Source organism: Nocardia nova NBRC 15556 (assembly GCF_001613005.1).
Lineage (GTDB): Bacteria > Actinomycetota > Actinomycetes > Mycobacteriales > Mycobacteriaceae > Nocardia > Nocardia nova.
This window is the reverse complement of sequence record NZ_BDBN01000006.1, coordinates 117650-139160: the sequence shown is the minus strand read 5'-3', so window position 1 is coordinate 139160 and position 21511 is coordinate 117650. Positions and strand designations below refer to the sequence as shown.

Below are 21511 nucleotides of genomic sequence, written 5' to 3'. Positions count from 1 at the left end.
TCAGTCCTCTGATGAGCCGTTGTAGGCCAGGTCGATCAGGTCGTCGATGTCCAGGTCGTCGATGGACTCGTCCGCGACGCTGTGATCGGTGCCGTCTGTTTCACCGCGCGATGTCCGCCCGTCCTGCGCGAGTTCCATCAGCGCATCCAGCAGCCCCGCCTCCCGGAGCCGGGAGAGCGGGATCGTCCGCAGGGCCTGACGAATCTCGTCCTCCGGCAACGCTTCCGGCTCGCCGGAGTCGCTCTCGGCAAGCATCTCGACGAGACGGTCGGCGAGAGCCTGGGGCGTCGGATAGTCGAATACCAGGGTCGCGGGCAGCGGCAGACCCGTGACGGTTTTCAGAACGTTGCGGAACTCCACGGCGGTGACCGAGTCGAAACCCAGCTCGTTGAACGCCTTGTCCACGTCGACGGCATGCGCGTGGTCGTGGCCCAGAATCGTTGCGACCTGGCCGCGCACGATCGCCACCAGTACCGCGAGACGCTCGGAGTCCGGGGTGTCGGCCAGCCTGGCACGCAACGACGCGGCCGCGCCCGACGCCGCGGTGCGACGCTGCGGGAGCACGTCGGTGAACAGGCGCGAAACCATTCCGGCGGCGCGCACCGCGGTCGGATCCAATCGGGCCAGGACCAGCGTCGCGGCGTCGATCCGTGTCGCGGCATCGAACAGGGCGAGACCCTGTTCCGCCGGCAGCGGCAGCACACCGGAACGAGCTATCCGCTGCCGCGCGGCGACATCGAGCTCGGCGGCCATTCCGCCCTGCGCCTCCCACAGACCCCACGCCAGGGATTGCCCGGGCCGGCCGGCGGCCCGGCGATGCACGGCCAGCGCATCCAGACACGCGTTGGCCGCCGCGTAGTTTCCCTGCCCGGCATTGCCGAAGGTGCCGGCCACAGAACCGAACAGCACGAACGCCTTCAGCGGGAGATCCCGGGTCAGGTCGTGCAGATGCAGGGCGGCATCGACCTTCGGACGCAACACCGTGTCCAACCGGTCGGGAGTGAGCGAACCGATCGCGCCGTCGTCGAGCGCACCGGCCAGATGGAAGACGCCGGTGACCGGATGCTCCTCCGGGACGGTGGACAACGCCGCGGCCAATGCCTCGCGGTCGGCGACGTCGCAGGAAATGAAGCCGACCCGAGCGCCGAGCTGTTCCACCTCGGCGCGCAATTGCGCTGCGCCGTCGGCGGATTCACCGCGACGACTCACCAGCAGCAGCCGGCGCACACCGCGCGCGGTGACCAGGTGCCGGGCGAGCAGCCCGCCGAGATAGCCGCTCGCACCGGTGATCAGGACGGTGTCGTCGGCGGCGAAGAGATTGTCCGCCGCCGGAGCCGACACGGAGGTGACGCGGGTCAGACGGGTGGCGTATGCCTGTCCGGCGCGGACAGCGATCTGCGGTTCGTCCACGGCCGCCAGTCCGGCCGGCACGCCGGAGTCGGTATCGAGCAGGACGATCCGGCCCGGATGTTCGGTCTGCGCGGAACGAACGAGTCCGCAGACCGCCGCACCCGCGAGGTTCGTGATCTCCTCGCCCGCAACGGATACCGCGCCCTCGGTCCGGACCACCAGCACCGAATCGGCGAAGCGGGAGGCGGTCGTCCACTCCTGAAGGGTGTGCAGCACGGCGTGAGTCGCGGCGCGGACGGCGGCGGGATCGTCACCGGCCGGGCAGTCCCACACGACGAGGCCGGGGACATCGTCGGCCGGCTCTGCCCATCGGACCGTCGTCGTCTCGATTTCGGGGATCGATATCGGTGTCCAGCCGACCTGGAACAACGCATTCCGTCCGGCGGCCGCCCCGGTGGTGAGTTGTGCGGGATCGATCGGCCGAGACGCGAGGTGGCGCACTGACGCCACGGGCATGCCCGTCGAATCGGCGAGCTCCAGAGCCACGCCGTGCTCGCCCTGCGGAGTGAGCCGAACCCGCAGCGAGTCGGCGCCGCCCGCGTACGCGGTGACGCCCGACCATTCGAACGGCAGGGCGATGCCGGTCGTGGGCACCTCCGTCGTGGCCGTCTCCGAGGCCGAGCGCACGGCGTGCAAGGCCGCGTCGAGCAAAGCCGGATGCAGCCCGAATCCGGCCGCGTCGGCGCGCACGTGTTCGGGTACCGCCACCTCGGCGTAGATGCCGTCGGGCCCGCGCCAGACCGAGGTCAATGCCTGGAATACGGGCCCGTACCGGTAGCCCTGGGCATCGAGTGCGTCGTACACACCGTCGATGTCGACAGCCCTGGCGCCCGCCGGGGGCCACGACACCAGGTCGAAATCGGGCGTCGTATCGTCCTGGGCGACAACGCCTTCGGCGTGCAATGTCCAGGACGGGGTAAAATCGACCTCGGCATCGGGACAGGAAAAGACCCGGACGGCTCGGAGTCCGGTGTCATCCGGTTCGTCGACCACCACGCGGATCGCGACCCCACCGGTTTCCGGGAGCGCCAAGGGCGCCCGCAGCACCAACTCGTCGAGGACCGGGCAGCCGACCTGGTCGCCGGCGTGCAGCACGAGCTCGACGAACCCGGTTCCGGGAAACAGCACCGTATCCATCACCCGGTGATCAGCCAGCCACGGATGGGTACGGACCGAGAGACGACCGCTGAGGGTGACGGCGCCGGAGTCGGGATGCGGCACCATCGCCGAAATCAGCGAATGCCCGGTATCGACGAATCCCAGTGCCCGAGCGCCACCGTCGGCGGCCGCGGGCGCGACGTTCGCCCAATACCGCCGATGCTGAAAAGCGTAGGTGGGCAGATCGACTCGACGGCTTCCGGTACCGGCGTAGAGACCGGCCCAGTTCACCTCGGCACCGGCGACGAACAGCGCGGCCACGCCGGCGGTCACGCTCGCGGCGTCGGCCCGGCCCCGGTGAGCCAACGCCACCACGGCGGCAGCGCGGCCCGCGGGCGCGGTGCGCCCGTCCAGGGTCTGATCGACCATCGGATACAGGACGGCGTCCGGTCCGACCTCGGCGAAGCGGGACACCCCCAGATCCGCCATCGCGGTGACCGCGTCCGCGAAGCGCACCGTGTCGCGAACCTGCCCCACCCAGTACGACGGATCGCACATCTCGTCGCCGACCTGCGCACCGGTCACGGTCGACACCAGCGGGACGATAGGGCGTGTGAACGTCAAACCCGCTATCGCCGAGTCGAATTCGGTGAGCATGGGTTCCATCAGTGACGAGTGGAAGGCATGCGAGACACGCAAGCGCTTGGTCCGCCACTCGCGTTCGGCACTCGCCTCGACCACCGTGGTGACGGCGGATTCGGCGCCGGACAGGACCACCGAGGACGGACCGTTCACCGCCGCGATCGAGACATCTCCGCTCAGTAGCGGGAGCACATCCGCCTCGGAGGCACCCACCGCGACCATCGCCCCACCCGCCGGCAACGCCTGCATCAAACGACCACGCGCCGCCACCAACACACACGCATCCTCGAGCGACAACACACCCGCCACATGCGCAGCAGCAACCTCACCGATCGAATGACCCGCCACCACATCCGCCCGCACACCCCACGACTCCAGCAGCCTGTACAACGCCACCTCGAACGCGAACAAACCCGCCTGCGCGAACACCGTCCGATCGACCAACGCCTCGTCGACCAACGCATCCGACAGTGAAACCGACTGTCCCAGAGCAGGTTCCAGCTGCAAAACGATCGCGTCGAAATGCTCGGCGAACATCGGGTAGGCACCGCGCAACTCGGCAGCCATACCGGCCCACTGCGCCCCCTGCCCCGAGAACACCACACCCGTCGAACCCGGCACCACCCGACCCGACACCACACCGGGCACGGACTCACCGCGGCCCAGCGCTCGGATCCCGGCCAGCAGGCCCTCGCGCTCGGAGGACAACACCACCGCACGGTGGTCGAACGCCATCCTCGTCGCCATGGAGAAGCCGATATCGGCCGAGTCGTATTCACGGTCGGCGAGATGGGATGCCAGCCGCCGGGCCTGGTCGGCGAGCGCCGCACCCGTGCGCGCCGATACCACCCACGGCAGCACGCCGCCGGCCGGTGCCGTCGTGGTTGCCGGTCGCGAGTCGGTCTCCGGGGCCTGTTCGAGGATGACGTGCGCGTTGGTGCCGCTGATCCCGAAAGAGGACACACCGGCCCGGCGCGGACGATCCACCTCCGGCCACGCCACCGACTCGGTCAACAACCGGATATTGCCCTCGGACCAATCGACTTTCGTACTCGGCCGATCGACGTGCAGTGTCCGCGGCAGTTCCCCGTGCCGCATCGCCATGACCATCTTGATCACACCACCCACACCCGCCGCGGCTTGGGCGTGGCCGATATTCGACTTCAACGATCCCAACCACAACGGACGATCCGGGGCACGATCCTGCCCATAGGTGGCAAGCAGCGCCTGGGCCTCGATCGGATCACCCAACGTCGTCCCCGTGCCGTGCGCCTCGACCGCATCCACATCCGCGGGCGAAAGACCAGCATTGGCCAACGCCTGCCGGATCACCCGCCGCTGCGACGGACCGTTCGGCGCGGTCAAACCATTCGACGCACCATCCTGATTCACCGCCGAACCCGCAAGCACCGCAAGGACATCGTGACCGTTGCGACGCGCATCCGACAACCGCTCCAGCACCAGTACACCGACACCCTCGGACCAGCCCACTCCGTCGGCCCCCTCGGCGAACGACTTGCACCGGCCGTCGGGAGACAGGCCACGCTGACGGCTGAACTCCACGAAGACATCCGGTGTCGCCATCACCGTCACGCCACCGGCCAGCGCCAGATCGCACTCCCCCGACCGCAGCGACTGCGCGGCCAGATGCATCGCCACCAGCGACGACGAACACGCCGTATCCACGGTGACCGCCGGGCCCTCGAAGCCGAATGCATACGAAACCCGCCCGGACACAATGGATCCCGTATTCGCGCTGGCGGGATAGTCGTGGAACGACACCCCGGTGAAGACCCCGGTCGCACTGCCGCGCAACGCGTTCGCGTCGACGCCGGAGCGTTCCAAGGCCTCCCATGACGTCTCCAGCAGCAGCCGCTGCTGCGGATCCATCGCGGTGGCCTCGTTGGGACTGATTCCGAAGAAGTCGGCATCGAAATCCGCTGCGGTATAGAGGAATCCGCCGTTCCGGGTGTAGGTACGACCCGCCTTTCCCGGTTCCGGATCGTAGAGGGTGTCGATATCCCAGCCTCGATCCGCCGGCAGCACCCCGGTGGTATCGGTGCCCGCCGCGACCACGCGCCACAGGTCTTCCGGTGAGGCAACCCCGCCGGGATATCGGCAACTCATCGCGACGATCGCGATCGGGTCACCCTCGTTCCGAATGCGTTCGGGCACACCGGTATCGGCGGTCCTCACGCCGTCGAGTTCCGAACGGACGAACTGCGCGACGGCTTCGGGAGTCGGATAGTCGTAGATGAGCGTCGCTGGTAGTTTCAGACCGCTCGCGGCGTCGAGCCGGTTCCGGAACTCGACCGCACCGAGGGAATCGAAACCCAACTCCCGAAACGCTCGCCGCGGTTCGACCGCATCCGCGGACGGATGCCCGAGAACACCGGCAGCCACCGATCGAACCAGGTCGAGCACCGCTGCCGCACGATCGGAGTCCGACGAACCAGCCGGCAGCCGCAGGAATGCCGGTCCCGCCGCGGGTGTCGACTGCCGGCGTGGGATGACCGCAACGATCGAGCGGACCAGCGCCGGAATCCCCGCACCGCGGGTGCGCAGCATCGCCGGATCGATCCGCAGCGCCACCAGTTGAGCCGTATCGGCGGCCAACGCCGAATCGAACAGCGCCACACCCTGCGATTCGGTCAGAGGCGGGAACCCCTGTCGGCGCATCCGTTCGAAATCGGCCTCGGACAAGTCGACGCCGAGCCCGCTCGACCGCGCCCACAGCCCGAAATCCACCGATGTCGCGGGCAATCCCGCACGGCAGCGATGCGCCGCCAGCGCATCCAGGAACACGTTCGCCGCGGCGTAATTCGCCTGCCCGGCAGCCAGGACGAGCCCGCCCGCCGAGGAGAACAACACGAACAGCGACAGCGAACGATCGCGCGTGAGCTCGTGGAGGTGCCACGCCGCATCGACCTTCGGAGCGAAAACCGAGTCGATCCGTTCCCCGGTCATCGATTCGATCACACCGTTGTCGACCGTTCCGGCCGCGTGCACCACTCCCGTGAGGGGATGTTCGCCGGGAATGCCGTCGATCACCGCGGCCAGCGCGGCCCGATCGGATACGTCACACGCGGCGATAGTCACCTGCGCGCCGAGTTCGACCAGTTCGTCGCGCAACCGCATCGCGCCGGGGGCCACCGTTCCGCGACGTGAGATCAGAAGCAGTTGCCGCACACCGTGATTCGCGACGAGGTGCCGGGCGATCAACGCACCGAGCCCTCCCGTCCCACCGGTGACCAGCACCGTGCCCCGCTCCACGGTCCGAACGAGTGCGCCGGACTCACGGCGACGCAACCGCGGAACCAGCACCTCCGCGCCGCGCACCGCGACTTCGGGCTCGTCCGCAACCGCGGCGGACAACGCCGCCACAGTGCTCGGGTCCCGCTCCGAATCCGCCCTGTCGAGGTCGAGCACCTGGAACCGGTCCGGGTGTTCCGCCTGTGCGGCGCGCAACAAACCCCACACCGGGGCGTGGCTCAGGCTCACCGGGTCGGACTTATCGACGGCCACGGCGAATCGGGTCACCACAACCAGACGCGACCGTTCGAAGCGAGAATCGCTCAACCAGCGTTGGAGCGTGCCGAGAACATCGGTGACGACGCGCCGGGCCGCCTCCGGCGGCGCACCCTCGAACTCGGGGCACTCCCACAGAACGGCCTCCGGAACTACCGAATCCTCGGACGCGGCCAGAGTGTCGATCAGAGTCTCGAGGTCGGGATGGCCGGCCGGCGAACTTATTACCGCCACACGTTCGGGCACAACGGTCGCCACCGAGGACCGCGCGGCGGCGACCCACTCCACATCGAACAGATTCCGATCAGCCAGGCGCGCACCCAACTCCTCGGCCGAAATCGGCCGGGGGGCCACGGCAGCCGCCGACAACACCGGCCGCCCGCGATCGTCGGCGATCCGCACCCCGAACTCGTCGCCGTCGACGACGATCCGCACCCGCACCACCGCGGCCCCCACCGAATACCGGGTCACCCGGGTCCATGTGGACGGCAACGCCGGGGACGCTGCGTCCGCGCCGCGGACCATCCCGGGCTGCAGCGCCGCGTCGAACAGCGCCGGATGAATGCCGAAACCCTCGGCTGCGGCCGAGTCGGGTAACGCGACCTCGGCGAACAACTCGTCTCCACGCCGCCAGGCCGCACGCACCCCCTGGAACGCCGGGCCGTATCCGTAACCGGCACCGAGCAATTCGTCGTACATACCGTCGACGTCGACGGCGGCGGCGCCCACCGGCGGCCACGACATCAGGTCGAAGCCGGCGTCCTCGCCCTCGGCGAGAACGCCCTCGGCATGCAATGTCCAGGACGGATTCGCCTCGAAATCACCGTCGGGGCAGGAGAACACCCGCACCGTCCGGCCGCCCTCCTCGTCCCGGCCGCCGACCACGACCCGGAGGGCGACGCCGCCGGACTCCGGCAAAACCAGCGGTGCCCGCAACCCCAGTTCGGTCAGCGTCGAACAGCCGATCCGCATCCCGGAATGCAGCGCGAGCTCGACGAAGCCGGTGGCGGGGAAGACCACCAGCCCCGCGATCGTGTGGTCGGCCAGCCACGGCTGGGTTGCCACCGACAGCCGGCCCGTCAACAGCAGGCCATCGGATTCGGGGACCGAGATCACCGCGCCCAGTAGCGCATGGTCGACCGCACCGAGACCGGCCGCCTCGAGGTCGGCGGTGTGGGAGCCGGACGCGAGCCAATAGCGGTGACGCTGAAAAGCGTAGGTGGGCAACGGCACTCGCGAGACCGATCGTCCGGCGAAGAACGCGGGCCAATCGACGTCGAAGCCCACCACGTGCGCGTGGGCCAGGCAGTCGACGAGCTGCTCCTCCTCCGGCCGGCCCCGACGCGCGCCCGCGACGACCGACGACTGCGATTCGATATTCTCCGGCAGGCATTCGCGGACCATCGCCGTCAGGACGGCATCCGGGCCGACTTCCAGGAACCGGCGGACACCCGCTGCCACGAGGGCGTCCACGCCCGGAGCGAACCGCACGGCCGCCCGCACCTGCTCGACCCAGTACCGGGGTTCCAGTATTTCGTCGCCGACGATCCGGCCCGACACGGTGGACACCAGTGGAATCCGCGGACGGTGATAGGTCAGATCCCCTGCGACGGCCTCGAATTCGGCCAGCATGGGTTCCATGCGGTGCGAATGGAACGCGTGGGATACCGCCAGCCGCGACGTCTTGCGCCCACGGTCGGCGAACCACCGGCCGACTGCCGAGACGGCATCATCGTCGCCCGAAACCACGACGGAGACAGGGGAATTCACCGCCGCGATGGACACCCGGCGCATATCGCCGGCCACCGCCGCCAGCACCTCCGAGACCTCGGCTTCGCTCGCCGCGACCGCGAGCATGGCGCCGCCCTGTGGCAACCGCCCCATCAGCCGCCCGCGGGCCGCCACCAATCGGCAGGCGTCGGGCAGCGACCACACGCCGGCGAGGCAGGCGGCCGCCACCTCGCCGATCGAATGTCCGATCAGCACATCGGGTGTCATGCCGTAGGAGATCAGGAGCCGGCCCAGCGCGACCTCGTACGCGAACAGCGCGGGCTGGGTGAATTCGGTCCGATCGAGCACATGGCCGTCGGTCTCGTCGAGACCGCCGCCCGACCACCGTCCGGTGAACATCAGCTCGGCGAGCGAGCCGCCCAGCAGCGGATCGAACTGCGCACAGATCTCGTCCACCGCGGCAGCGAACACCGGGAACGCCGCGTACAGTTCCCGCCCCATCCCGACCCGCTGCGCGCCCTGACCGGTGCACAGGAAGGCCGCCTTCCGGGTGACCGCCTGCCCCGTCACCACTCCGCCCGCTGTGGTCGCCGAACCGTGTTCGGCGAGTGCTGCCAGTCCGGCGACCATCGTCTCCCGGTCGGCGGCCACGACCGAACCCCGGTACTCCAGCTGAGCACGGGTCGTCACCAGCGACCAGCCGATGTCGTCGACTGCCAGGTCCGGCTGTTCGGTCACCCAATTCAGCAACGCGCCCGCCTGCGCCCGCAGGCCCGCCTCGGTCTTCGCCGAGATCAGCCACGGCGAGACAGCGGATCCCACGGCCCGCACACGATCGGCGCCGTCGCCCACCGGGTCGGCGGATGCCGCCTCCGGAACAGGAGCCTCCTCCAGAATCAGATGCGCGTTGGTGCCGCTGGCACCGAAGGAGGACACCGCCGCGCGACGCACCCGCTCGCCCGCCGGCCACGGTTCCGCGGTGGTGAGAAGCCGCACCCCGCCGCCCGACCAGTCCACATGCGGGGACGGTGCGTCGACGTACAAAGTGGCGGGCAGCAGATCGTGCCGTAATGCCTGCACCATCTTGATCACCCCGCCGACCCCGGCCGCGGCGGAGGTGTGCCCGATGTTCGACTTCAGCGAGCCGAGCCGGAGCGGGCCCGCGACGCGCTCGCGGCCGTAGGTGGCGATCAACGCCTGCGCCTCGATCGGGTCGCCGAGCGTCGTGCCGGTGCCGTGCGCTTCGACCACGTCGATGTCGGCGGGCGTCAGACCGGCGTTGGCGAGCGCATCGGTGATCACCTTCTCCTGCGACGGGCCGTTCGGCGCGGTCAGGCCGGCACTCGCGCCGTCCTGGTTGACCGCGCTGCCTCGGATGAGCGCGAGAACCTGATGACCGTTGCGGCGTGCGTCCGACAAGCGCTCCACGACGAGCATGCCGAGCCCTTCGGAGAATCCGGTCCCGTTCGCTCCCGCCGCGAATGCCCGGCACCGTCCGTCCGGGGACAGCGCGCGCTGCCGGCCGAAGGCGATCAGCAGGGTGGGATCCGACATCACGGTGACTCCGCCGACCAGGGCGAGCGAGGTGTCGCCCTGACGCAGTGCCTGACAGGCGAGGTGCAGCGCGACCAGCGACGACGAACACGCGGTGTCCACCGAGAGCGCGGGGCCCTTGAATCCGAAGGTGAAGGCGACCCGCCCGGACAGGACGGCGGACGAAACACCCGGGTAGGCATGGCCTTCCGACTCCGCGGTCAGGCCCGGCGAACCGACGCGGGGCCCGTAGTCCTGATGGATCACACCCGCGTACACCCCGGTGTCGCCACCGCGCAGCGCGATCGGATCGATCCCGGCGTCCTCCAGCGCCTCCCAGGCCGCTTCCAGGAACAACCGCTGCTGCGGATCCATGGCCGCGGCCTCGCGCGGGGATATGCCGAAGAATCCCGCATCGAAATCGCCTGCGGCATCGAGGAACCCCCCTTCGCGCGTGTAGACGGTTCCCGGTGTACCGGGGTCGGGGTCGAACAGACGCTCGAGGTCCCAGCCACGATCGGCCGGGAACGGCCCGACGGCGTCGGTGCCAGCGGCGACCAGCTCCCACAACCGCGCCGGAGTGTCGGCACCACCCGGATATCGGCAACTCATCCCGACGATCGCGATCGGTTCGCCGGCCCGGTCTTCCAGGTGCTGAATATGTTTCCGGGCGGCGCGCAGGTCCGCGGTGACCTTCCGCAGATACCGGCTGAGCCGTTCCTCGTTGCTGGTCTCGGGGTTGCTCATGCCGGGCCGAACTCCTTGTCGATCAAATCCAAGAGCTCACTGTCGGAGGTAAATTCGAGGTCGTCGTACTCGTGCGCGGTCGCCTCGGCACCGAGGAAGGTGCGCAGGCGCTCGTCGACCCCGCGCAATCCGGCGCGGATCTCGTCGTTGTCGGCGCCGGCGGCGATGATCCGCTCGAGCAGTGCCTCGAGCCGGGCGATATCGTCCGACGCCGCGGGCGTCACCGGGGCAGGCGCGACCGTCGCGATCTGTGCCAGCACGTAGTCGGCGACCTCGCGCGCGGTCGGATAGTCGAACACCAGGGTCGAGGGCAGCGACAGTCCGGTCGTCTTCGACAGCCGGTTCCGGAACTCCACACCGCCGAGGGAATCGAAGCCGAGTGCGTCGAACCCGCGATCGGGCCCCACGTCGTCGGGCGAGTCGTAGCCCAGCACCGCGGCCACCTGTTCGCGCACCACGTCCAGGACGACGCCGGGGCGCTTCGCCTCGGCTACGCCGTGCAGCCGCTCCCCCAGTGCCGGTTCGGCGGCGACCGCGGTGACCGAACGGTCGCGGGCGCGCACGAATCCGCGCAATACCGGCGGTACCAGGCCGTCGTACGCCTCCGACCGCAACTTCCCGGTATCCAGATGCATCAGCACCGAGAACGATTCGTCCGCGGCGAGGGCTTCGTCGAACAACCGCAGGCCCTCGGTGCGGTCCAGGGGCGCCAGACCCAGGCGCTCCAATCGACCGAGAGCGGCGCGATCCAGCCCACCCGTCATACCGATGTCCGGCTGCCACGGACCCCAGGCGAGTGCGTCGGCCGGTAGCCCTTCGGCGCGGCGTCGCGCGGCGAGCGCGTCCAGGAAGGCGTTCGCGGCGGCGTAATTCGCCTGCCCCGCCGACCCGATGATCCCGGAGATCGAGGAGAACATCACGAACGCCTCGAGATTCATCCCCCGGGTGAGCTCGTGCAGGTACTCGGCGGCGGCCGCCTTGGGCGCGAAGACCCGATCCACCTGCGCACCCGTCAACGTGTGGACGGTGCCGTCGTCGAGGACGCCCGCCGCGTGCACGATCCCGGTGAGCGGATGCTGGGCGGGAATGCCGGCCAGCACCTCCCGCAGCGCATCGCGGTCGGTGACATCGCAGGCGGCGATCCGCACGTCGGCACCGAGACGCGCCAGATCGTCGGCGAGTTCGATTGCGCCGGGGGCACGTTCGCCGCGGCGCGATACCAGCAGCAGTCGTCGCACGTCGTGCGCGGTGACCAGATGTCGTGCCAGCAACGCGCCCAGCCCCCCGGTGCCGCCGGTGATCAGGACGGTTCCGGAGCCGAACGAAACCGGCTCGGCCGCAACGGATGTCACCGGCTCGAGGCGCGGCGTCAGGAGGCGGCCGGCGCGCAGCGCCATCTGGGGTTCGCCGGTCGCGATCGCGGCGGCGATCCGCTCGGCCGAGATGTGGTCCGTGCCCTCGGCGGCGTCGAGGAGGACGAACCGTTCCGGATATTCGGTCTGGGCGCTGCGGATCAGTCCCGCGATCGCCGCCGATCCGGTATCCGGAGCTTCGCCGGGCAGCGCCGCCGCACGGTCGGTCAGCACCACCAGCCGCGACCGCGCGAAGCGAGCCTCCGCCAGCCAGTCGTGCACCGTGCGCAGGGCCGTTTTCACGCGGTCGTTCGCCGACAACGGCGAATCACTCTGCGCCCCCCAGGATTCGGGCCACACGACGACATCCGGGACGGCCGGCGCCGATGCGAGGGCGGCGAGATCCGGATACCGCTCCTCGACTCCGCGCACCCGCGCGGTCCCGAGCAGCGCGATACGGCCCGGAAGCGGTTCGCCGGGCTCGACGACCGTCCAGCCCAACCCGTACCGGCTCGCACGCGCACCCGGCAGCGTGGCGCGCAACTGCGAGGCATCGTAGGAACGCATCACCACCTCGTCGACGGAGAACACCGGATTTCCGTCCTGATCGACGGCCACGACGCTGGTCGTCTCGCTGCCGCGCCGGACGGCCATCACCCGCAGGGTGGTCACCCGTGCGGTGGTATGGAATCGCGTTGCGCCCCAGCGGAACAGGAGCTTGCCCTCGCTACGGTCACCAGGGTCGTCGGACCAGATCAAACAGACGAGTCCGGCATGGAGCGCCATATCGAACAGGGCCGGATGCAACTGGAACCGATCGGGCGAGACCTCGCGGTTCAAGGTGACCTCGGAGAAGATCGTGTCGCCCCGACGCCATGCGGCGTCGATGCCGATGAACGAGCTCCCGTATTCCAGGCCGGCGACCCGGGCGACCTGGGCCGGGATCCATGCGGGATCGACCGGTTCGGCGTCGGCCGGCGGCCACGCCTCGGCGCGCAGGATGTCGGTGAGTTCGGAGCCGGCCGGTTGCTCGCCGCTCAGCACACCACTGGCGTTGCGCGCCCATTCCAGGTCCCGGCCGGGCAGCCGGTAGTGGAAGGTGAACGGTCGCCGGCCCGTCGGATCCGGTTCCCGCACCAGCACTTGCAGCTCGACATCGCCCTGCGCCGGCGGGAGGATCGGCGCCTCGAGCGTGAGCTCGTCCACGGCGCCGCATCCGATCCGCCGACCGGCGACCACCAGCATCTCCATCAGCGCGGCGCTCGGGACGAGCACCACTCCGTAGCTGGTGTGGTCGGCGATCCAGGGCTGGGTGCGCAGCGACAGCCGCCCGGTGAACAGCCACTCGTCGCGATCGCCCACGCGCACCACGTCGGTGAGCAGCGGATGCTCCGAAGTATTCCGGGCGTCCCCGGCGGCGGGGTCGAGCCAGTACCGGCGATGTTCGAAGACGTAGGTGGGCAGAGCGACCCGGGTATTGCGGCGGTCGGCGAACAGCCGAGTCCAGTCGACCGGCAGTCCGGCGGTATGCGCTCGGCCGAGCAGTGTCAGGAACTGCTCGACCTCGTCGTGCTCCCGGCGGGCCGCCGCGGCGATCGCGGAGCGCTCCTCGATCTCCGCGGGAAGGGTCTGCTGCGTCATCGCCGCCAGCACCGCGTCGGGCCCGACTTCCAGGAAGCGGCGCACGCCCGCCGCCACCAGAGTCTCGACACCCGGCGCGAAACGCACCGCGGCACGCACCTGCGACACCCAGTACCCCGAATCCGAGATCTCCTCGCCGGCAATGCGGCCCGAGACGTTCGATACCAGCGGAATGCGGGGAACGACGAAGGACACACCGGCCGCCGCCTGCTCGAATTCGGCCAGCATCGGCTCCATCCGCGCGGAATGGAACGCGTGCGAGACCCGCAATCGGCTCGTCCGGCGGCCCCGCTCGGTGAACTGCCGCTCGACCTCGCCGACGGCGTCTTCGTCACCCGAGACCACCACGGCCGCCGGCGCGTTCACCGCCGCAATGGCTACTCGATCACCGAATTCGACTGTTGCCGAATCGACTTCGGCTTCCGATGCGGCGATCGCGAGCATCGCGCCGCCCTCGGGCAGCTCCGCCATCAACCGCCCGCGCGCCGCGACCAGTGCGCAGGCATCGTCGAGCGACCACACGCCGGCCACATACGCCGCGGCCAGCTCGCCGATCGAATGGCCGATCACCAGGTCGGGGCTCAGACCGAACGACTCCATGAGCCGGCACATCGCCACTTCGAAGGCGAACAGGGCGGGCTGGGTCAACCGGGTCCGATCCAGCATCCCGGTCTCCGCGGCGGCCGCGTCACTTCCGTGCCCGGTGAACATCGCCTGCCGCAACGAACATCCCACCAGGGGATCGAACCGGGCGCACACCTCGTCCAGCGCTCGGGAGAATACCGGGAACGCCGCTGCCAGCTCCGCGCCCATTCCGACGCGTTGCGCACCCTGGCCGGTGAACAGGAAGGCCGTCCTGCCCGTGCACACCGTGCCGGAAATCACTGCGGGCGAGGGTGTTCCGGACGCGAGCGCCGCGAGTCGCGCCGACATCTGCTCACGATCACCACCGAGCACCACCGCCCGGCACTCGTGCTGCGTGCGTGCGGTCGCAAGGGAATACGCCACATCCGCCGGATCGGCATCCGGATGGTCGAGCAGCCAGTTCCGCAGCTTGGCCGCCTGCGCCCGCAGGGCGGTCTCGTTCTTGGCCGACACCAGCCACGGCATCGGCGGTCGGTGGTCGGCGGCGGCCGGCGCCGAGACGCCCGACGGGGTGGCGGGCGCCTCCTCGAGGATCGCGTGCGCGTTGGTGCCGCTGACACCGAACGACGACACACCGGCCCGGCGCACCTTCTCCCCCGCGCGCCACGGTTCCGGCCGGGTCAGCAGCCGCACCTCGCCCGCGGACCAATCCACATGCGGGGACGGCGCATCCGCGTGCAGGGTCCGGGGCAGGGTTTCGTGCCGCAGCGCCTGCACCATCTTGATCACGCCACCGACACCGGCCGCGGCGACGGTGTGGCCGATATTCGATTTGATCGAGCCGATCCGCAACGGCTCCCGGTCGCCGCGGTCCTGCCCGTACGCGGCGATCAACGCGTTGGCCTCGATCGGATCACCGAGCGGGGTGCCGGTCCCGTGCGCCTCCACCGCGTCCACGTCGGCGGGTGCGAGCCCGGCATTGGCGAGTGCCTGCGCGATCACTCGTTCTTGCGACGGACCGTTCGGCGCGGTCAATCCGTTGCTCGCACCGTCCTGGTTCACCGCCGTCCCGCGCACGAGCGCGAGCACGTCGTGCCCCCGGCGCCGGGCATCGGAGAGCCGCTCGAGCACCAGCACACCGACACCCTCGGCGAAGGCGACGCCGTCGGCTTCCGCGGAGAAGGCCTTGCACCGGCCGTCGGGCGAAAGACCGCGCTGCCGCGCGAAATCCACGTACAGATAGGGGCTGGCCGCGACGGTGACACCACCGGCCAGCACCAGCGAGCTGTCACCTTGGCGCAGCGCTTGGCAGGCCAGATGCAGCGACACCAGCGACGACGAGCATGCGGTGTCCACGGTCACCGCCGGCCCCTCCAGCCCGAGCACGTAGGCCACCCGCCCGGATATCACGCTGCTGGTGTTACCGGTGAGCCGATAGCCCTCGAGTTCGCCCTCGACGCGGTCGACATAGCCCGAGGCGCCGGCGCCGGTGAACACTCCGGTATCGCTGCCGCGCAGGGATACCGGGTCGATACCCGCCTGCTCCAGCGCCTCCCACGACACTTCCAGCAGCAATCGCTGCTGCGGATCCATCGCGACGGCTTCGCGGGGGCTGATCCCGAAGAAGCCCGGATCGAAATCCGCTGCGTCATAGAGAAATCCACCGCGGGTGGTGTAGACGGTACCGGGTTTGTCCGGGTCCCGGTCGAACAGTCGCTCGAGCTCCCAGCCGCGATCCGACGGGAACTCGCCGGTCGCGTCGGTTCCGGAGGCGACGAGGTCCCACAGGTGGTCCGGTGATTCCACACCGCCCGGGAAGCGGCACGCCATCCCCACGATCGCGATCGGTTCGTCGGTCCGCACCCGGCGCACGGGCTCGACGGCGGCTGCGCCGGCCGCGACCGGCGCGATGCGGGAGTGCACGAGTTTCGCCACCGCCGACGGGGTCGGGTGGTCGAACACGAGAGTCGATACCAGCTGCACGCCGGTGGCCTCGGCCAGGCGGTTGCGGAACTCCACCGCGGCGAGGGAATCGAAACCGATCTCGTCGAAGGGCTGGTCGGGGCCGATATCGTTGCCCGAGTCGTGCCCCAGCACGGCGGCCACCTGCTCGCGCACCACCTCCAGCACGACATCACGGCGTTGTGCCTCCGGCACCCCGGCCAACCTCGCGCCCAGCGACAACGCCGCGGCCGATTCGGTGCGCGCCGGTCGCGCCGAGCGGGGCAGGAATCCACGCAGTACGGCGGGAACCGCGACGGCGTCGGATGCGCGCCGCAGGACGGTCGCGTCGAATCGCAGGGGTATCGGTCGAACGTGCGCGAGGGCCGCATCGAACAGGCGCAGACCGTCGGCGTCGGCGAGCTGCCCCAGGCCCAGGCGCGCCCAGCGGCGCAGCGCCGCATCGTCCACCTCACCGGTCATGCCGCTGCCCTGATGCCAGGGCCCCCACGCCACCGAGGTCGCGGCCATCCCCGCCGCTCGCCGCGATTGGGCGAGGGCGTCCAGAAATCCGTTCGCCGCCGCGTAATTGCCCTGCCCCGGGGATCCGAGCACTGCGGCGACGGAGGAGAACAGCACGAACGCCGACACATCGCGGTCGCGGGTCAACTCGTGCAGATGCCATGCCCCGTCGACCTTCGGCGCCAGCACCCGATCCACCTGCTCGGGGGTCGACGACTCGACGGTGCCGTCGTCGAGCACCCCGGCGGCATGCACGATCGCGATCGGCCCGGCGGCGGGATCGAGAGTCTCCACCAGCTGTGCCACCGCCTCGCGATCCGCGATATCGCAGGCGATCATCCGGACGTCGGCTACGGCCCGCGTCAGCTCGGCGGCCAGGGCGTCGGCACCGGGGGCCGCAGGTCCGCGGCGCGAGGTCAGCACCAGTCTGCGCACACGGTGTTCGGCGACCAGATGGCGGGCGAACAGGGCGCCCAGGCCACCGGTGCCACCGGTGATCACCACCGTCGCATCCCACGGCGACGCCGCGACACCGGTCTCGTCCGCTGCCGAGGCGCGCGTCAACCGAGGAACCAGCAGCTGCCGACCGCGCACGGCGACCTGCGGTTCACCCGAGCGCACCACCGCCGCGATCAGATCACCGTCCACCGACACGGCGGGGTCGGTGTCGAGTAGAACGAACCGCCCCGGATTCTCCGACTGCGCACTGCGCACCAGTCCCGACAGCGCGGCGGCGGCCGGATCCGGTTGCGCCTCGGGCAATCCGGCACCTCCCGCCGTCACCACGACCAGCCGGACGTCGGAGAGAGATCGCTGCGCGAGCCAGGACTTCAGTACCGTCAGCGTGCCCTGCACGTGCGCCCGCACCGCCGCCGCGACATCGGCGGCATCGGCACTGGCCTGCGCTGCGGCTCGCCACACCACTACATCCGGAACCCGTTCGGCCGCAACGAGTTCGGCGACGGAACCGTAGCAGGCGCCGATCCCCGGTAGCGGCGCGCTGCCGAGTACCGCCATCGACGGGGCCTGCGAGGCGGCCGGGCTCGCCGGCGCGGACTCCCACCGCACCTCGTAGAGGCCGACGTCGTCGCGCGCCAGGATCCGCCGGAACTCGCCGAGGTCGTACGGGCGCATCACCACCGCGTCGACCGAGACGATCGGGTCGCCGTTCGGATCGACCGCCGCGACGGAGATGGTTTCGGTCCCGCTCGCGATCGCGACGACCCGCAGCGAGGTCACCTCGGCCCGGCGTTCACCCGCCTGCCGGTGGAATCGCGCACCGCCCCACCGGAACAACAACCGGCCCGTATCGGGAGGGAAATCCGCGTCCCGCCACATCAGCCGCGAAAAGCCCGCGTGGAGCACCAGATCCAGCAGGGCCGGATGCAGATCGTGGCGAGCGGCCTCCGGTGCGGCGGCGGTATCGAGGACGACCTCGGAGAAGACCGCGTCGCCGCGCTGCCATGCGGCGCGCACCCCGATGAACGCCGGACCGTATTCGAGCCCGGCATCCCGGTAGATCCGCTCGGCCAGTCCCGCGGTATCGACCCGTTCCGCGTCGGCCGGCGGCCACGGCTCCGCCCGCAACCGCGCCGACAACTCCGAGTCATGGTCCCCTTGCGCCGCCAGTGCGCCGGTCGCGTTGTGTACCCAGTCGTCGTCCGCCGAGGTCCGGAAATAGAACTCGAACCGGCGACGCCCGGCCTGGTCGGGCGCTTGCACCAGGACCTGCAGCTCGATCTCGTCGTCCGCGGTCGGCAGAATCGGCGCCTGCAGGGTGAGGTCGTCGACCACCCCGCAGCCGATCCGGCCGCCCGCGACGAGCAGGAACTCGATCAAGGCCGCGCTCGGCACGACCACGACACCGTAGGTCGTGTGGTCGGCGATCCACGGATGAGTGCGCAACGACAACCGGCCGGTGAACAGCCACTCGTCGCTGCCCGCCAGCCCGACCACGCCGGTCAGAATCGGATGATCCGACGCCGGCGACACCTCGCCGGCGGGCTGCAGCCAGTACCGCCGGTGCTGAAACGCATAGGTGGGCAACGGAACTCGCCGCACGTTCCGGCCCGCGAACCACGGGGCCCAATCCACTGCCGCACCCGCCACCTGAAGCTCAGCCAACGCCGTGGCGAACCGCACCACCTCGTCGACCGAGCGCCGCGCTGTCGCCACCACCGAAGCGGCCGGCTCGACCTCCGGAAGTTCGGCCAGACATTCGCGAGTCATCGCCGCCAGCACCGCATTCGGGCCGACCTCGACAAAACGGCGCACTCCCGCCGCCACCAGCGCCGCGACTCCCGGCGCGAACCGCACACAGCCGCGTACCTGGCGCACCCAGTACTCCGGTTGTGTCACCGCGTTTCCGGCGACATCGCCTGATTCGTTCGACACCACCGGCAGGTTCGGCGGGCGGTACGTGACGCTCTCGGCGACGGACCGGAACTCGGCCAGCATCGGATCCATCCGCGCCGAATGGAAGGCCTGCGTGACCCGCAACCGGTTGGTCTCGACACCGAGAGCGCCGAGTCGCCGCTCGATCTCCGCGATGGCGTCGACATCTCCGGACAGCACCGTCGAGGACGGGCCGTTCACCGCCGCGACCTCCACCGCGCCGCCGGAATCGGCGGCGATCTCGACCGCCCGCGCCTCCTCGACCGCCACGGCGAGCATCGCGCCGCCCGCGGGGAGCGCACCCATCAACCGGCCACGCGCGGCCACCAGGGCGCACGCGTCCGAGAGTGACCACACCCCGGCCACATATGCGGCCGCCAACTCTCCGATCGAATGCCCGATCACCACGTCCGGTGTCACACCGAAGGATTCGACCAGCCGGAACAGCGCCACTTCGAACGCGAACAGCGCGGGCTGCGTGAACTCCGTCCGATCCAGCACCGCATCCGGACCGGCGAACATCACCTCCCGCAGCGAACGGCCGAGCAGCGGATCGAACTCCGCGCACAACTCGTCCAGCGCCGCCGCGAACACCGGAAACGCCCGGTACAAACCGGCGCCCATACCGGCTCGCTGGGCACCCTGCCCGGTGAACAGGAAGGCGGTCTGTCCCGCAAGCACTTTCGACTCGATTGTGTTCGGCGCACCCGTCGCCAGATCGGCCAGGCTCGCGAGCAGTTCGTCGCGGCCGCGGCCGAGGACCACACCGCGGTGATCCAACAGCGCCCGCGAGGTCGTCAGCGAATGGGCGACGTCCCACGGATCGGCATCGGGATCGCCGAGCAGCCACTGCCGCAAGCGATCCGCCTGCGCGCGCAGCGCGTCGCGGGACTTGGCCGACATCACCAGCGGGACCACATCGGAGGCGATGGGATCGAGATCCGGCACATCCGCACTCGCCGGGTCCGTGACCGGCTCGGTGGGCGCTTCCTCCACGATCAGATGGGCATTGGTACCACTGGCCCCGAACGAGGAGACCCCCGCCCGGCGCACCCGCTCCCCCGCCGGCCACGGTTCGCTGCTGCGCAGCAGTCGTACGGTTCCCGCCGACCAATCCACATGCGGCGACGGCGCATCCAGATGCAATGTCTGCGGCAACATCTCGTGCCGCATCGCCTGCACCATCTTGATCACGCCGGCCACCCCCGCGGCGGCCTGCGTATGCCCGATATTCGACTTCAGCGAGCCCAAACGCAGCGGTCCGTGTGCGCGCCCCTTCCCGTAGACGCCGATCAGTGCCGTCGCCTCGATCGGATCGCCCAGCTTGGTCCCGGTGCCGTGCGCCTCCACCACGTCGACATCCGAGGCCCCCAGACCCGCGTTCGCCAACGCCTGCGCGACGACTCGTTCCTGGGACAGTCCGTTCGGAGCGGTCAGGCCGTTGCTCGCGCCGTCCTGATTCACCGCGCTCCCACGCACCACCGCCAGCACGGTGTGGCCGAGCCGGCGGGCCTCGGACAGCCGCTCCAGCACCAGCATGCCGACGCCTTCGGAAAAGCCGGTGCCGTCGGCGGCCGCCGCGAACGCCTTGCAGCGGGCATCCGGCGAAAGCCCCCGCTGGCGCGCGAACGAGATCAGCAGGGACGGATCGGACATCACCGTGACGCCACCGGCCAGCGCGAGGGTGGCGTCCCCGTTGCGCAACGCCTGACATGCGAGGTGAATCGCCACGAGGGACGACGAGCACGCGGTGTCGACCGAAATCGCCGGGCCCTTGAAGCCCAGGGTGTAGGCGATCCGGCCGGACAGCACGCTGTTCGCGACGCCGAAGTAGGCGTGGCCTTCGGTTTCACTGCTGGTCGCCGACGTGCCGATGCGCGGACCGTAGTTCTGGTGGATGACTCCGGCGAAGACGCCGGTTCCGCTGCCGCGCAACGACATCGGATCGATGCCGGCGTGCTCCAGGGCTTCCCAGGACACTTCGAGCATCAGGCGCTGCTGCGGGTCCATCGCCGCGGCCTCACGGGGGCTGATTCCGAAGAAGGCCGCGTCGAAGTCGCCGACGGCATCGAGATATCCGCCTTCGCGGGTGTACACCGTGCCCGGCACATCCGGATCCGGGTCGTAGAGCCGCTGCAGATCCCAGCCGCGGTCGGTGGGGAAGCCGCCGACCGCGTCCACACCGTCGGCGGTCAGGCGCCACAGGTCCTCGGGCGAGCGCACACCGCCGGGATACCGGCAGGACATGCCGACGATGGCAATGGGTTCGGTGGACCGGTCGGTGAGCTCACGGAGTTGTTGTTTGGTCTCGTACAGCTCCTTCGCGGTCTTCTTGAGGTATTGCCGCAGCTCGTCGTTGTCGGCCATCGGTGGGAGCTCCTAAGAAC

2 protein-coding genes are annotated in these 21511 nt (G+C 70.0%); both read right to left on the bottom strand.

What is annotated here, in order from left to right; translation table 11 throughout:
* Positions 1 to 10689 carry a type I polyketide synthase gene (locus NN2_RS03760; protein WP_063010347.1) on the bottom strand — a complete coding sequence of 3563 codons (10689 nt, stop codon included), beginning with the start codon at positions 10687 to 10689 and terminating at the stop codon, positions 1 to 3.
* Positions 10686 to 21491, bottom strand: coding sequence for a type I polyketide synthase (locus tag NN2_RS03755; RefSeq protein ID WP_063010345.1), 10806 nt, complete (start codon positions 21489 to 21491; stop codon positions 10686 to 10688). Before NN2_RS03755 ends, NN2_RS03760 begins: the two co-directional genes overlap by 4 nt.
* Positions 21492 to 21511 lie beyond the last annotated feature (20 nt).

Coding starts and splice junctions, on each gene's coding strand:
- NN2_RS03760 (WP_063010347.1), bottom strand. CDS start 10,689: ATGAGCAACCCCGAGACCAGCAACGAGGAACGGCTCAGCCGGTATCTG.
- NN2_RS03755 (WP_063010345.1), bottom strand. CDS start 21,491: ATGGCCGACAACGACGAGCTGCGGCAATACCTCAAGAAGACCGCGAAG.